This is a genomic window from Nocardioides sp. GCM10030259 (genome assembly GCF_042666375.1).
Taxonomy (GTDB): Bacteria; Actinomycetota; Actinomycetes; order Propionibacteriales; family Nocardioidaceae; genus Nocardioides.
Genome location: NZ_JBHTDF010000025.1, coordinates 360,429 through 373,295, shown reverse-complemented (window position 1 = coordinate 373,295; position 12,867 = coordinate 360,429). Strand labels below are relative to the sequence as shown.

The 12,867-nt window shown below is 72.7% G+C and carries 16 protein-coding genes; 6 read left to right on the top strand and 10 right to left on the bottom strand.

Annotated elements, in window-relative coordinates:
* Window positions 1–37: 37 nt before the first annotated feature.
* On the bottom strand, window positions 38–895 hold the full coding sequence (locus ACFQQI_RS21235; RefSeq protein ID WP_378568310.1) for an oxygenase MpaB family protein: 858 nt from the start codon (window positions 893–895) through the stop codon (window positions 38–40).
* 57 nt (window positions 896–952) lie between these two features.
* Between ACFQQI_RS21235 and ACFQQI_RS21230 the strand changes: the two genes are divergently transcribed.
* Window positions 953–2,143, top strand: coding sequence for an acyl-CoA dehydrogenase family protein (locus ACFQQI_RS21230; protein WP_378568308.1), 1,191 nt, complete (start codon window positions 953–955; stop codon window positions 2,141–2,143).
* Window positions 2,144–2,168: 25 nt separating this feature from the next.
* A complete protein-coding gene (locus tag ACFQQI_RS21225) occupies window positions 2,169–2,651 on the top strand; it encodes a DUF4334 domain-containing protein (RefSeq protein WP_378568306.1) in 483 nt (160 codons plus the stop codon).
* A gap of 26 nt (window positions 2,652–2,677) precedes the next feature.
* Here the strand turns inward: ACFQQI_RS21225 and ACFQQI_RS21220 are convergent, their stop codons facing one another.
* Window positions 2,678–3,145, bottom strand: a complete 468-nt coding sequence (locus ACFQQI_RS21220; RefSeq protein WP_378568304.1) for a PTS sugar transporter subunit IIA — start codon at window positions 3,143–3,145, stop codon at window positions 2,678–2,680.
* A gap of 58 nt (window positions 3,146–3,203) precedes the next feature.
* Window positions 3,204–3,668, bottom strand: coding sequence for a MarR family winged helix-turn-helix transcriptional regulator (locus tag ACFQQI_RS21215; RefSeq protein WP_378568302.1), 465 nt, complete (start codon window positions 3,666–3,668; stop codon window positions 3,204–3,206).
* 122 nt (window positions 3,669–3,790) lie between these two features.
* Between ACFQQI_RS21215 and ACFQQI_RS21210 the strand changes: the two genes are divergently transcribed.
* Window positions 3,791–5,215, top strand: coding sequence for an MFS transporter (locus ACFQQI_RS21210; RefSeq protein ID WP_378568300.1), 1,425 nt, complete (start codon window positions 3,791–3,793; stop codon window positions 5,213–5,215).
* 10 nt (window positions 5,216–5,225) lie between these two features.
* On the opposite strand, the gene ACFQQI_RS21205 is transcribed toward ACFQQI_RS21210, so the two are convergent.
* Genes ACFQQI_RS21205 through ACFQQI_RS21185 form a run of 5 tightly spaced genes read right to left on the bottom strand, consistent with a single transcriptional unit; the run spans window position 5,226 to window position 9,811 of the window.
* The gene (locus ACFQQI_RS21205) at window positions 5,226–5,720 is read right to left on the bottom strand and encodes a nuclear transport factor 2 family protein (RefSeq protein WP_378568298.1); all 495 of its coding nucleotides are present in this window, start codon (window positions 5,718–5,720) and stop codon (window positions 5,226–5,228) included.
* 41 nt (window positions 5,721–5,761) lie between these two features.
* Entirely contained in the window at window positions 5,762–6,397 is a 636-nt protein-coding gene (locus tag ACFQQI_RS21200; RefSeq protein WP_378568296.1) for a PaaI family thioesterase, read from the bottom strand.
* The gene (locus ACFQQI_RS21195; protein WP_378568294.1) at window positions 6,394–8,346 is read right to left on the bottom strand and encodes an FAD-dependent oxidoreductase; all 1,953 of its coding nucleotides are present in this window, start codon (window positions 8,344–8,346) and stop codon (window positions 6,394–6,396) included. Before ACFQQI_RS21195 ends, ACFQQI_RS21200 begins: the two co-directional genes overlap by 4 nt.
* Window positions 8,343–8,969: a TetR/AcrR family transcriptional regulator gene (locus tag ACFQQI_RS21190; RefSeq protein WP_378568292.1), complete on the bottom strand. Its 627-nt coding sequence runs from the start codon at window positions 8,967–8,969 to the stop codon at window positions 8,343–8,345. The genes ACFQQI_RS21195 and ACFQQI_RS21190 overlap by 4 nt, the downstream gene beginning before the upstream one ends.
* Window positions 8,966–9,811, bottom strand: a complete 846-nt coding sequence (locus tag ACFQQI_RS21185) for a TIGR03619 family F420-dependent LLM class oxidoreductase (protein ID WP_378568290.1) — start codon at window positions 9,809–9,811, stop codon at window positions 8,966–8,968. The genes ACFQQI_RS21190 and ACFQQI_RS21185 overlap by 4 nt, the downstream gene beginning before the upstream one ends.
* Window positions 9,812–9,862: 51 nt before the next feature.
* Here ACFQQI_RS21185 and ACFQQI_RS21180 point away from each other — a divergent pair, with 51 nt between their 5' ends.
* The 3 genes from ACFQQI_RS21180 to ACFQQI_RS21170 all read left to right on the top strand — a co-directional run bounded on the left by ACFQQI_RS21180 (window position 9,863) and on the right by ACFQQI_RS21170 (window position 11,857).
* Window positions 9,863–10,945, top strand: a complete 1,083-nt coding sequence (locus ACFQQI_RS21180) for a hypothetical protein (RefSeq protein ID WP_378568288.1) — start codon at window positions 9,863–9,865, stop codon at window positions 10,943–10,945.
* Window positions 10,946–11,067: 122 nt separating this feature from the next.
* Window positions 11,068–11,247: a hypothetical protein gene (locus ACFQQI_RS21175; protein WP_378568286.1), complete on the top strand. Its 180-nt coding sequence runs from the start codon at window positions 11,068–11,070 to the stop codon at window positions 11,245–11,247.
* 127 nt (window positions 11,248–11,374) lie between these two features.
* On the top strand, window positions 11,375–11,857 hold the full coding sequence (locus tag ACFQQI_RS21170) for a response regulator transcription factor (protein WP_378568284.1): 483 nt from the start codon (window positions 11,375–11,377) through the stop codon (window positions 11,855–11,857).
* Between the two features lie 15 nt (window positions 11,858–11,872).
* Here the strand turns inward: ACFQQI_RS21170 and ACFQQI_RS21165 are convergent, their stop codons facing one another.
* Both ACFQQI_RS21165 and ACFQQI_RS21160 read right to left on the bottom strand, forming a co-directional pair.
* Window positions 11,873–12,283 (bottom strand): DUF6314 family protein, encoded by a 411-nt coding sequence (locus tag ACFQQI_RS21165; RefSeq protein ID WP_378568282.1) that lies wholly within the window; start codon window positions 12,281–12,283, stop codon window positions 11,873–11,875.
* A gap of 19 nt (window positions 12,284–12,302) precedes the next feature.
* Entirely contained in the window at window positions 12,303–12,803 is a 501-nt protein-coding gene (locus ACFQQI_RS21160; RefSeq protein ID WP_378568280.1) for a thioesterase family protein, read from the bottom strand.
* Between the last annotated feature and the right edge of the window lie 64 nt (window positions 12,804–12,867).

Sequence of the window (12,867 nt, the reverse complement as noted above, 5' to 3'; positions counted from 1 at the left end):
GAACAGGTGCCGCGCGGATACCCCCTGACCGGGCTACTCAGACGAGCGGACGGTCGTACCGGATGCGCAACCGCAGGTCGGCGAGGAGTGCGTTGAACGGGAAGATCTTCAAGGACGTGGGCAGGGCGCGCTCGACGCGGCCGGCGCGGCGCATCAGCCTGTCGAAGCGGGCCTGCTGGGCGTCGTTCCAGGGCAGCCCCATCGCCTCGCGGAACGCCGGCGGCAGGAAGCCGGTGGTGACGAAGAGGTTCCACGGGCCCAGCCGCTGCAGCGGCTTCGGGAAGTTCTGCAGCAGGGTCAGCCGGAGCAGGAAGTCGCGGACGGCCGGGTCGATCCGGACCTCGGCGAGCGACTCCTCCCAGTAGGCGTCGAACTCGGCCCGCGTCGCGGGCCACGCGTCGGCCGGCATCTGCAGCGTGGTTCCGAACCGCGCGCAGTGGGCGTAGAGGGCGTCGGCCTCGGCTTCGGGCATGGGGCCGTGCATCTTCTCGATGATGTCGCGGGTGCCGTAGTAGAGGCAGGCCGCGACCCAGGTCTGCAGCCGCGGGTCCATCGCGCGGTACTGCACGGGCTCCTCGGGCCGCGAGACGACCTGGGCGTGCTGCCCGTTCACCGCGCGGCGGTACGTCGCCCGCTCGGTGTCGGTGCCGAGCATCGACACCGCGAGGTAGGTGAACGTCGTGCGTGCCCGCTTCCACGGGTGGAGCATCGCGGAGCCGTCGTGCACCCGGCTGTTCATCACGCCGTACCCGACTCCCGGCCAGCTCAGCTGGAGGATCACGTTGGCGGGACCCGCGAGCTGGGCGCCGAGGCCGGAGAGGTGGCGCCTGGGCTCGAAGCCCGCCGGCACGGGTACGTCGCGCTCCTGCCGTCGGCGGTCGATCGTGGCCGTCATGGCTCCACCCTAGAACCCTTGTTGGCAATCTGCCAACAAGGGTTCTAGGGTCGCGGCATGGACTTCGACCTCCCGGAGGCGGCGCTGGCCGTCCGCGACGGTGTCGCCGCGGTCGCGGCGAAGTACGACCACGCCTACTGGTCCCGCTGCGAGGAGGAGCACCGCTTCCCGGCCGAGGCGTGGCGCGACCTCGCCGACGGCGGCTGGATCGGGCTGTGCGTGCCCGAGGAGCACGGCGGGGGCGGCGCGGGCATGCTCGAGCTCGCGATCGCGTGCGAGACCCTCGCGGCGTCCGGCGGCACCGCCGGCACGTTCCTCTACATCCTGACGCCGGGCTTCGGCGCGATGACGCTGGCGCGGCACGGCACCGCCGAGCAGCAGCGGCAGATCCTGCCGGGGGTCGCGACCGGCGACACCCAGTTCTGCATGGCGCTGACCGAGCCCGACGCCGGCTCCAACGCCGTCGAGATCGCCACCCCCGCCCGCATCGACGGCGACGAGCTCGTGATCCGCGGCCAGAAGACCTGGATCTCCGGCGTCGAGAACGCCCGCTGGATGCTGGTGGTCGCACGCACCACGCCCGCCGCGGAGGCCAAGGAGCGACTGGGCTCCCGCACCGCCGGCTTCACCATCGCCCTCGTCGACGTGCCGCAGGCGCTCGCCGACGGCACCCTCAGCTATGCGCCGATCCCCAAGCTGGGCGGCAACATCGTCACCTCGAGCCAGGTCTTCCTCGACGACGTCCGCACGCCGCTCTCGTACGTCGTCGGCGAGGTCGACCGGGGCTTCCCGGTGCTCTGGGACGTCCTCAACCCCGAGCGCATCCTCGCCGCGGCCGGTGGCGTCGGGAGCGCGGAGGTCGCGCTCGGCCTGGCCGCGGGGTACGCGACCGAGCGCGAGGTCTTCGGCCGCCCGATCGGCGCCAACCAGGGCATCCAGTTCCCGCTCGCCCAGCTCAAGGCGAAGGTCGAGCTGGCGCGGCTGATGACCTACAAGGCGGCTTGGCTCTTCGATCGCGGCCGGCCCTGCGGCAACGAGACCAACATCGCCAAGCTCACCGCGGCGCAGGTCGCCTGGGAGGCATCGGACCGCGCGTTCCAGACCTTCGGCGGGATGGCCTACTCGAAGGAGTACCCGATCGAGCGGCTCTTCCGGGACAGTCGCATCGGCAAGAACATCCCGGTCGCCGAGGAGCTGATCCTCGCCCACATCGGCACGCAGATGCTCGGCCTGCCGCGCAGCTACTGACCTACCGACGAGCCAGGAGGCAACGATGACCGCAGGGACAGGCACGACCAGCGGGCTGCGGGAGCGGCTCGCCGCGTTCCAGGCCGCGAGCGAGGTGTCGGCCGCCGACCTCGACGCGCTGTGGGCCGACTGCGCGCCCGTGCGCGCGGCCGACGTCCTCGGGGCCTGGCGCGGCTCGGACTTCGAGACCGACCACCCGGTGCACGCGATGCTCGCGTCCTCGGGGTGGCACGGCAAGCGCTTCGACTCGGTGCGTGAGGCGCACCCGCTCATCTGCCGTGGGGAGGACGGCGAGCTGTTCTCCAACGCCGACCTCGGCCGCGGCCTCGCGTCGCTGTGGGACATCGAGTTCCGTGGCGAGGTGACGGCATCGATGGTGTACGACGGGCAGCCGGTGATCGATCACTTCAAGGCCGTCGACGACGACACCCTGCTGGGCGTGATGAACGGCAAGGGCGTGCGCCACGAGGGGCGCCACTACTACTTCGTGCTCGAGCGCGAGGGCTGATCCCCGGCGAGGCCCCCGGAGGAGGCTCAGCGCTTCGCGACCGCCGAGCGGACGAGGTCGGCCAGCTGCTCCGGCGTCCGGGCCTCGGCGAGGTCGGAGACGAAGACCTGCTTCACGGCCGCGGTCGCGATCTTCTGCAGCAGTGCGAGGTAGCCCTGCGAGTCGTCGCCGGGCGCCGCGATCAGCAGCACGAGGCGCACCGGATCGGTGCCCGCCGAGAACGACACGGGCTCGGGCAGCCGCGCGATCGCGATCGACGGCGAGGTCGCGGCGTGGCTGCGCGCGTGGGGCATCGCGATGCCGCCCGGCAGCACGGTCGAGCCCAGGGCCTCCCGCGCCATCACCGCGTCGACGAACACGTCGACGTCGCTGACGCGGCCCTCGTCGTGCAGGAGCGCGGCGAGGGAGCGGATGACCGAGGCGCCGTCGGACCCGAGGTCGCGGTCGAGGCTGGCGAGCTCCGGAGTGCTGACGGGAGGGGGCGTCGAGTTCATGGCCCCCCGAGCCTACGGCGCGGCGCGGGGGCGACGGCAACCGGGCGGGTGCGTGAGATCAGTCGCGACGGCGCCGCGGCGTACGCCGCTCGTAGGCGTCGTTGAAGGCGCGCAGGCCGTGGATCAGCTCGCGGGCGGGGTCGGCGCCCATCTCGGCGAGCACCGACCGGAGCAGGTCGGCGTGCACCGCGGAGTCGTGCTCGTAGAGCCGGCGCCCCTCGGCGGTCGGGCGCACGGGCTTGCTGGGGCCGTCCGGCACCGAGAACCGCTCGAGGAAACCGGCACGGACGGCGGCGTTGACCTGGCGGTTGATCGTGGAGAGCTCGAGGTCGAGCTCCTCGGCGAGCTCGCGCAGGGTGCGCGGCCGCTCATCGGAGAGGACCCACAGCAGCTTGAACGCGGAGGTGTCGAGCTCGGTGCCCTCGACGTTGGCGTGCCGCCGCTTGCTGAAGCGCAGCAGCTCGTCGGCGAGGTCGTGGAGCAGCGACGCCTGCGACCTCTTCGAGCCGACCTTCCCGGCCATGTCCTCTCCTCGCTTCGCGGTGCCCCGGCGATGGGTGTGACGGAGCCTACCCTGCGTGTGCATCGTACATATGTATGATGCACGTCGGCCCTTCATCACGGGCCGCCAGAGACGGAGGAAGAGTGACCGACACGATCAGGACCGCGGACGAGGTCGAGCCGCTGGTCGACCAGGGACGTCGTACAGCGATGCTGACGGTGATCTTCCTGTGCTTCAGCGGCATGAGCGTCTCGCTGATGCAGACGCTGGTCATCCCGATCCAGCCCGAGCTGCCCCGCTTCCTCGGCACCACGCCGTCGAACGCCTCGTGGGTGGTGACGGCGACGCTGCTCGGCGCCGCCGTGGCGATGCCGATCGCCGGCCGCCTCGCCGACCTCTTCGGCAAGCAGCGGGTGCTGGTCGGCAGCTCCGTCCTTCTTCTCGCCGGCTCGCTGGCGTGCGCCCTCTCCTCCAGCCTCGTCCCGGTGCTCGCCGGCCGGACCCTGCAGGGCCTGGCGATGGGCTTCGTCCCGGTCGGCATCAGCCTGATGCGCGAGATCGTGCCGCCGGCCATGGCGACCACGGCGGTCGCCGCGATGAGCGCGACGCTCGGTGTCGGCGGCGCCATCGGCCTCCCGCTGTCCGCCTGGATCGCCGAGAGCGGCGACTGGCACGCGCTCTTCTGGGTCGCGACCGGCCTCGCGGTCGTCGTCGGCCTCGGCAGCTGGTTCCTGGTGCCGCACGTCCACGACGCCCACGACGGCAGGTTCGACTTCGGTGGCGCCGTGGGTCTCGCGGTCGGTCTCGTCGCGACGCTGGTCGGCGTCACGAAGGGCAACGACTGGGGCTGGGGCTCCGGCCGCACCGTCGCGTGCATCGCCGTCGGCGTGGTCGTGCTGCTCGTCTGGGGTCGCTACGAGCTGCGCCGCCGCGACCCGCTGTGCGACCTGCGCGTCACCGCCCGCCGCCCGGTGCTGCTCACCAACATCGCCGGCCTCGCCGTCGGGTTCGGCATGATGACGCAGGCGATCGTCTTCCCGCAGCTGCTGCAGATGCCGGCGTCGACGGGCTACGGGCTCGAGCAGTCGATCCTGGCGGCCGGCCTCTGGATGGCCCCCGGCGGCCTGATGATGCTGGCCCTGGCGCCGGTCTCGAGCTGGATCATGCGCACCTTCGGCGCGAAGTACGCCCTCGCCGCCGGCGCGCTGGTGCTCGGCGCGGGCTACCTGATGTCGTTCTTCCTGATGAGCGCGCCGTGGCAGGTGCTCGTCGCGTCGCTGGTCTGCTCGGCGGGCGTCGGCATCGGGTACGCCGCGATGCCCACCCTGATCATGGACGCCGTACCCATGCACGAGGCCGCCTCCGCCGTCGGCATCAACGCGCTGATGCGCTCGGTCGGCACCACCGTCGCCTCGGCCGTGATGGCGGCCGTGCTCACCGGCCTGACGATCAGCGGCACGTCGGTGCCGTCGGAGGACGCCTTCAAGGTGTGCTTCCTCGTCGCCACTGCGGCCGCCGTGGCCGGCGCCCTCGTCGCGCTGACGATCCCGAAGCCCGAGCGCGCCTGACCCGAGGCGCTCAGCCGCCGAACATCCCCAGCCAGGCCTCGGCCTGGGGTGTCATCCGCCCGTGGTCGCGGGCGACCCGGCACCACCGCTTGGTCGCCCGCAGGAACGTCGCCGGGTTGTAGACGTCCTCCTCGCAGGACCAGAGCCCGTCGCCGCCGTAGGTCAGGATCGTGAGGTTGCTGGCGCCGTGGTCCGCGCCGTCGCCGGGGTCGTGCAGGGCGTTGTAGACCTCGCAGACGATGCGGCCGCGCTCCTCGTCGACGACGTGCCAGGCGATCGGGAAGTGCGGCATCTCGCTGCCCGGGAAGTCCGCCATCGTCCGGGTGATCCAGCTGCGGATCTCCTCCCGCCCGGTGAAGTCGCCGTACGCGTGCTCCTTGTAGGTCGCGTCCTCGGTGAACAGGTCGGCGAAGCGGGACCAGTCGCCGCTGCCGGCGATCCGGTCGACCTCGTCCTGGTAGTCCTGGAACGCGGACTCGAGCTCCGCGCGGGAGTACTGGGCCATGGCGGGACTGTAGGGCGCCGCGGCCAAAAGTGGAACAGGTTCTATGAGCCGGCCGCCCACGCCGGCACGATGAAGACGCCCTCGGCCTCGACCGTGACCCCCTCGCTGTCGGAGATCGACGCGACCACCCAGACCTTGCGGCCCTCCTCGCGGTCGATGTGCGACTCGAGGCGCAGGTCGCCGAGCGGCGTGCCGCGGCGGTAGGTCATCGTCAGGGTGCCGGTGAAGGTCACCCGGCTGAAGCCGGAGCTCGCCGTCTCGCCCATGATGTGGTCGAGCAGCATCGCGGCGACGCCGCCGTGCACGAGGCCCGGCGGACCTTCGTACGCCGCGCCGACCGTGACCGCGGCGTACGCCCGGCCGGGTCCGGGGTGCACGATCTGCAGCGGCGGGGCGATCGCGTTGCGCAGGCCGATCACCGCGTTGCCCCAGCTCCACGACCGCGCCTCGGAGTTGAAGCGCACGCCCGCGGGTCCGGGCAGCTGCCGCGCGCGCAGCCGGGTGACCAGCGCCTCGACCTCCGCCTGTGCCGCGCGCACCTCGTCCTCCGGCACCGTCGTGCGGATCGTCGCGTCCACGAGCTCGCGGACCGCCGCCGCCAGCGGACCGTACGCCGCCTCGAGCCGGTCGACCTCGGCGGTCGGGATGTCGTCGTGGATGAACCCGCCGATGCTCACGCCCGGCTCCTCTCTCCGATGGCGAAGGTCGCGCGTGCGGCATCCTCCGTCGCCTGGCGCACCAGGCCGTAGCCGCGGCAGTCGCCGACGGCGTACAGGTCGACGCCGGGCAGCGCGGTGGCGATCGCGTCGCGCAGGCGCAGGTTCGGCTCGAACCAGCCGGTCACAGCGATCGTGTCGGCGCGCAGCTCCCGGGGCCGGCCGCCCTGGGGCGTGAAGACCAGGCCGTCGTCGGTGTACCGATCGACCGCGGCCCCGACGTGGACGGCGACCCCGAGCCGGTCGAGGGCGTCGAGCTCCTCGGTGCGGCGCTTGAGCCCGACCTCCGGCGCGAGGGCGGGTCCCGCCTCGAGCAGCGACACCAGGTGTCCGGCCGCGGCGAGGTGTCCGGCGACGGCGACGCCGGGCAGCGAGCCGCCGACGATGCAGACCCGACGGCCGACGTGCCGGCCCATGAGCACCTCGCCCGCGGTCGTGACGTGCGGTCGGTCCATGCCGTCCTCGGGCATGAACCGCATCGCGCCGTTGGCGACGACGACCGCGTCCGGCTCGAGCGCCGCGACCGTCTCGGGCTTCCCGATCGCGTCCAGCCGCACGTCGACGTCGGCGGCGGCGACCTCGGCCAGCAGCCAGTCGAGGAAGAGCGCGTTGTCCGGATGCACCAGGGCGGCGGCCCGGAACCGCCCGCCGAGCCGGTCCGTCGTCTCCAGCAGCGTCACCCGATGACCCTGCGCGGCGGCCCGCCGGGCCGACTCCAGGCCGCCCGGGCCGCCCCCGACCACGACGACGTGGCGCCGCGTCCCGACGAGCGGGACCGGCAGCAGCTCGAGCTCCCGCCCGGTCAGCGGGTTGATCGCGCAGTCGGTCGCGAGCCGCTCCTCGAGGGAGTCGATGCAGTTCTCGCACGAGATGCACCGCCGTACCCGCGCGCCGGTGGCGAGCTTGCGCGGAAGGTCGGGGTCGGCGAGCAGCGGGCGCCCCATCGCGACGAAGTCGGCGCGGCCGTCCGCGAGCACCTGCTCGGCGAGGTCGGGGTCGTGCAGCCGCCCGACGGCGATGACCGGCACGTCCACCACCTCGCGCACCGCCTGGGCCGCGGCGACGTTGAGCCCGTCGCCGTACGCCGCACCGTTGACCATCTGCGTGACCAGCCGGTCGATCACCCCGCCGCTGACGTGGAACGCGTCGACGCCGGCCTCGGCGAGCAGCGGCGCGACCAGGGCGGTCTCGTACGACGGCCGCCCGCCGGCAACCCGCTCGTAGCCGGAGATCCGCAGCGTGACCGGGAAGTCCGGGCCGACCTCCGACCGGATCGCCGCGAGCGCCTCGAGGACCACCCTGACGCGGCCCTCCACCGACGTGCCGCGGTAGCGGTCGCCCCGCCGGTTGCGCTGCGGCGCCAGGAAGGACCCGAGGAACATGTAGCCGTGGGCGGCGTGCAGCTCGACGCCGTCGTACCCCGCCTCCCGCGCCCGCACCACCGCGGCGCGGATCAGGTCGATGACCCCCGAGATCTGCTCCTTCGTGGCCTCGAGCGACGGGCGGCCGGTGAGGTACGACGGGATCACCGACGGGCCGAGCGAGTCCACGCCGTACATCTCCGGGCCGAGGCCGTCGGGCCCGGCGTGCACGATCTGCGGCTGGATGCGGGCGCCGTGCTCGTGCACCGCCTCGACGAGCCGGTGGTGCGCGGGCACCGCCTCGTCGGTGCCGAGGTGCAGGCCGCCGGGCGTCTCCGGGTGTTGCGGGTCGACGCCGGTCGCGCCCACGGTGACCAGGCCGACGCCGCCGGCGGCGCGGGCCGCGAAGTAGGCGATGGTGCGGTCGGACGGCAGTCCCTCGGGCGTGCCGTACATCGTCTCCATCGGCGACATCACGATGCGGTTGCGCAGCTCCATCGTGCCGATCCGGCCGGGGGAGAGCAGGTGCGGGTGGATAGTGCCGTTCATGGGCGGGCACCTCCGAGATACGCGGCGATCGCAGCCGTCAGGCCGCGGCGAGCGAGGTCGAGGTCGGAGTACGTCGAGAGGTGCGCCTCGGACTTCAGGCCGCGCATCGCACCGGGGATGAGCGCCGCGACCTCGCGCACCCGGTCGGGGTCGAGCCCGAGGTCGGCGAACGCCCCCTGACAGGTCTCGACCCAGCTCGCCTGCCACGAGGCGAGGGCGGCGGCGGTGCGGGGCAGCTTCTGCTCCAGCTCGCCGCGCTCGCGCGGGAGCGCCATCCGCAGAGTGTCGACCGCCCGGGCGTCGGGCAGGTCGAGGCCGCGCCACAGCGTCGTGACGATCTGGTCGACGCGCTCCTCGACGCCCTGATCGGCCGAGCCGGGGAAGGAGAGCGGCCCGCCGCGGCGCTCCTCGAGGTGGTCGAGCACGGCGGCCCACAGCCCGTCGACATCGCCGAACTGGTACTTCACCGCGCCCCAGGTCGCCCCCGCGCGCTTGGCCACGTGGTTGGCCGACACCGCGTCGGGGTCGCCGGTCGCCAGGCACTCGAGGGCGGCGGCCAGCATCCGCGCGCGGGTCGCGTCGCCGCGCCGGTTGCGACGGTGCTGGTCGGCTCCGGCGGTCATGACACGTGCACCAGGACGTCGTCGCGGAAGCGCTGGAGTCCCTCGAGCTTCTGCTCCAGCGCCGCGCGCCGGCCGAAGTAGTACATCCACGGCGCGGTCATCACCTCGGTGACGCCGCCGTCCCGGGCGCGTATGAAGTCGTCGGGCAGCAGCGCGTCGCTCAGGGCCGGGATCACCTCGAACGGCCCGTCGGCGCCGGCCTCGTCGCGCAGGTCCTCGAGTCGCCGCGCGGTCGCGATGGCCTCGTCGGTCGTGCACACGTCGCCGACCCAGCCGTCGTGGCGCGCGGCCCGGCGCAGCGCGACGTCCGACAGCCCGCCGACCAGGATCGGCACCCGGCCCGGCTCCGGCTTCATGACCATCCGCGCGCCGTCGTACGACGTCCAGCCGGGCTGCCACAGGTCCTGGATCAGCTCGAGGGCCTCGTCGGTGCGGGCGCCGCGGTTGCCGAAGTCCTGGCCGAGCAGCTCGAACTCCTCGCGGCACCAGCCGACGCCGACGCCGAGCGCCACCCGGCCGCCGGCGAGCAACGCGGCCGTGCCGACCGACTTCGCGACCTGGAACGGGCTGCGCAGCGCGGCGACGTAGATCGAGGTGAAGAAGCGCAGGCGCGTCGTGACCGGCGCGAGCGACCCGACGAGCACCCACGGGTCCGGCCAGGCGCAGTCGTGGTCCCAGCGGCGGCGGCCGCTCTCCTCGTAGGGGTACGGCGTCGCGAGCGTCTCGAGGTCGACGACGTGGTCGGCGATCGTCAGGCCGTGGTAGCCGAGCTCGTCCGCCGCCACGGCGATCGGCGCGATCTCCTCGACCGGGAGGAACGCCGTGACCACTGCGAAGCGCATGCGGGGGATGCTAGTTTCATCGAGCCCTCTACGAAAGTCTCAGGAGCGTTCATGGACAGGATCCGGGTGTTCCAGGTGGCCACCGGCAACGTCGGCATCGAGATGGTGAGGCGGCTGCAGCGCCAGCCGGACCTCGAGCTGGTGGGCCTGCACTGCTACACGCCGGAGAAGGTCGGCCGCGACGCCGGCGAGATCGCGGGCATCGGGCCGATCGGGGTGGTCGCCACCGGGACGGTCGAGGAGATCCTCGCCGCGCGGCCCGACGTGCTGACGTTCCACGGAGTGTGGCCCGACGTCGACCTCTACGAGCGCGTGCTCGAGGCCGGGATCGACATCGTCACGACCGCCGACTTCGTCACCGGCCACCACCGCGACGCCAACCACCCGCACCCCTCGGGCCGCACCGAGTCCGACGTGATCGCGGCGGCGTGCGAGCGCGGCGGCTCGACGTTCTACGGCACTGGCATGAACCCGGGACTCGCGCAGATCCTCACGATCGTCCACTCCGCCGACGTCACCGACATCGAGAACGTCACCTGCATCGAGTCCGTCGACGTCTCCTGCCACCACTCGGTCGACACCTGGCGCAACTGCGGCTACGGCATGCCGGTCGACGACCCCGAGGTGCCGCGGCTGCTGGAGATGGGCACGCGGGTCTTCGGCGACGGCGTGCACCTGATGGCGGACTGCCTGGGCATCGAGCTCGACAGCGTCGACTTCGAGTACGAGCTGGGCGCCTGCACCGAGGACGTCGATCTCGGCTGGTTCCGGCTGCCGAAGGGGTCGGTCGGCGGCAGCGCCTTCCGGTACGTCGGCAAGGTCGACGGCGTCCCGCGCGTCGAGCTGCACCTCGAGTGGCAGATGACCCCGAAGACCGAGCCGCGGTGGGACATCCAGGGCTGCTACATCACGAGGATCCAGGGCGACCCGGTCATCCACAGCAAGCACCTGATCCTCCCGAAGCCGGGCACCGACTTCTCCTCGGTCGAGGCGTTCGCGGCGATCGGCATGACGGTGACCGGGATGCCGGCGCTGAACGCGATCGGTGCGGTGGTCGAGGCGGACCCCGGCATCGTCACGAGCGCCGACCTCCCGCTACGGGCCTTCGCGGGCCGGTTCACGATCGACCGGTAGCACGTTCCCAGTCAGGTTCCAGTCGACCTCAAGAGGGCGGGAGCACGGTGGGTGCTGTCGGAACACCGACATCCACCGATCAGGGCCCACCGCACCCGGGCCCGCCACCCCAGGAGAACGACATGTTCGAGATCGACAGCACCATCGTGGCCCTCGGCTACACCTTCCTCGTCTTCGCGGGTCTCGTGGCCGCCGCCGCGGTCGCCGCCCTCGTCGTCGCCGTCCGTGAGCTCCGCGGCACCCCGGCCGACGTCGTCGTCACCGTCGCGGGCCCGCAGCGCGAGCTGGGTCGCGCCGCGTGAGCCGGCGTACCGCCCCGAACGACCGCTGACAGCCCCTCCCGACACCGGGAGGGGCTGTCGCACTTTCACCCCTTCGGGTGGTGAGTCCGGTTGGCCCCGGACGTGCCCGGGTCGCAAGGATTCGAACATGCCGGGACGACCTCTCAGGCTGGCGGTGGCCAGCCCCGACCAGACCGTCGAGGAGGGTCTCCGGACGATGCTCGCGGCGCGAGCGAGCCGAGTCGTGGTCGTCGACGACGGGCAGGCCGACGTCCTGCTGTACGACGCCGATCGGCCGGGAGCCGAGGCGATCGAGGTGCTGCTGGAGCGCACGGGCGCGGTCGCCTGGGTGCCGCTGCGCGACGGCGTCGACCAGATCCTGATCATGGTGGAGGCCGCGGCCGGGAACGGCGGCCCGGATTCCGTCACCGCGACGCTGAGCGAGCGCGAGGTGCAGGTGCTCGCGCTGATCGCGGAGGGGCTCAGCAACCAGCAGATCGCCGACCGGGTCTACATCAGCATCAACTCGGTGAAGACCTACATCCGCTCGGCCTACCGCAAGATCGGCGTCAGCAGTCGCGCCCAGGCCGTCGCCTGGGGGCTGCGCAACGGCGTCCTGCCGCCCAGGTGATCGCCGCCCGGTCGCTCAGTGCTGCCGGGTGTGCACCGTGACCATCCGGTAGTCCTTCTCGGGCCCCGAGGCGTCCCAGGTCACCGTCCAGGTCTCCACCGGTTCGCCGGTCACCTCGACCAGCCCGCGGTAGTGGTCGGGCGCGCACGGGTGGTCGACCCACGCCCCGACCGCCCACGGGTGGAACGGTCGGCCGTCGGAGAAGCGCACGAGCCAGCCGTCGGGGCCGAGGTCGACGTACAGCGTCCGCTCGACCGGGACCTCGTGGCCCGGCCACGTCATCGTGCCCTCCTCCGACCACCGGATCCGCTGCGCGGACTCGGCCACGAGGGTGGCGGTGCCGCTGACGTCGCGGCGCTCGCCGGCGCGGTGGTCGTGGACCACGCGGGTCAGCGACCAGGTGCCGAGGAGGCCGGTCGGGTCCATCCGGGCGGGTTGTGTCGGGTCAGCGCAGGGCCATCGAGCCCGAGAGCGCCGGCTGCCAGGGGAGGTCGGACTGCTCCGCGATGCGCTTGTCGAGCGCGGCCGCGACGTCGTCGGGCCACTCCGCGGTGCGGCGGCTCTCCATGTCGATGTGGAGGAAGATCTCCTCCATCACGTAGCTGACCCGCTGGTGGGTGTCGTCGAGCAGGTAGACGACCGCGTGCGCGGCGCGGGCCGAGCGGCCGGCCATGCGGACCCGCACGGAGATCCGGTCGCCGGTGCGGAGCTCGGACAGGTAGGTCATGTGGTGCTCGGCGCTGAACACGCCCTGCCCGGCGATGCTCGGCCAGTTCTGCGGGATGCCCACGTCGGCCAGCGACTCGTCGAGGCCCTCGCTCGAGATGCCGACGTAGTGCCGGATGTTGAGGTGGCCGTTGATGTCCTCGAACGCCGCCGGCACCGCCTGCGCGGAGTAGGCGGGGAGGGCCGCGAGCTCGTCGTACGTCGGATGTCCGGTGGTCACACCGGGACGGTACCCATCGCTGCTCCGGTCGGTGACAGCGGCCCTGCGGACCGGCGTGGCCTCC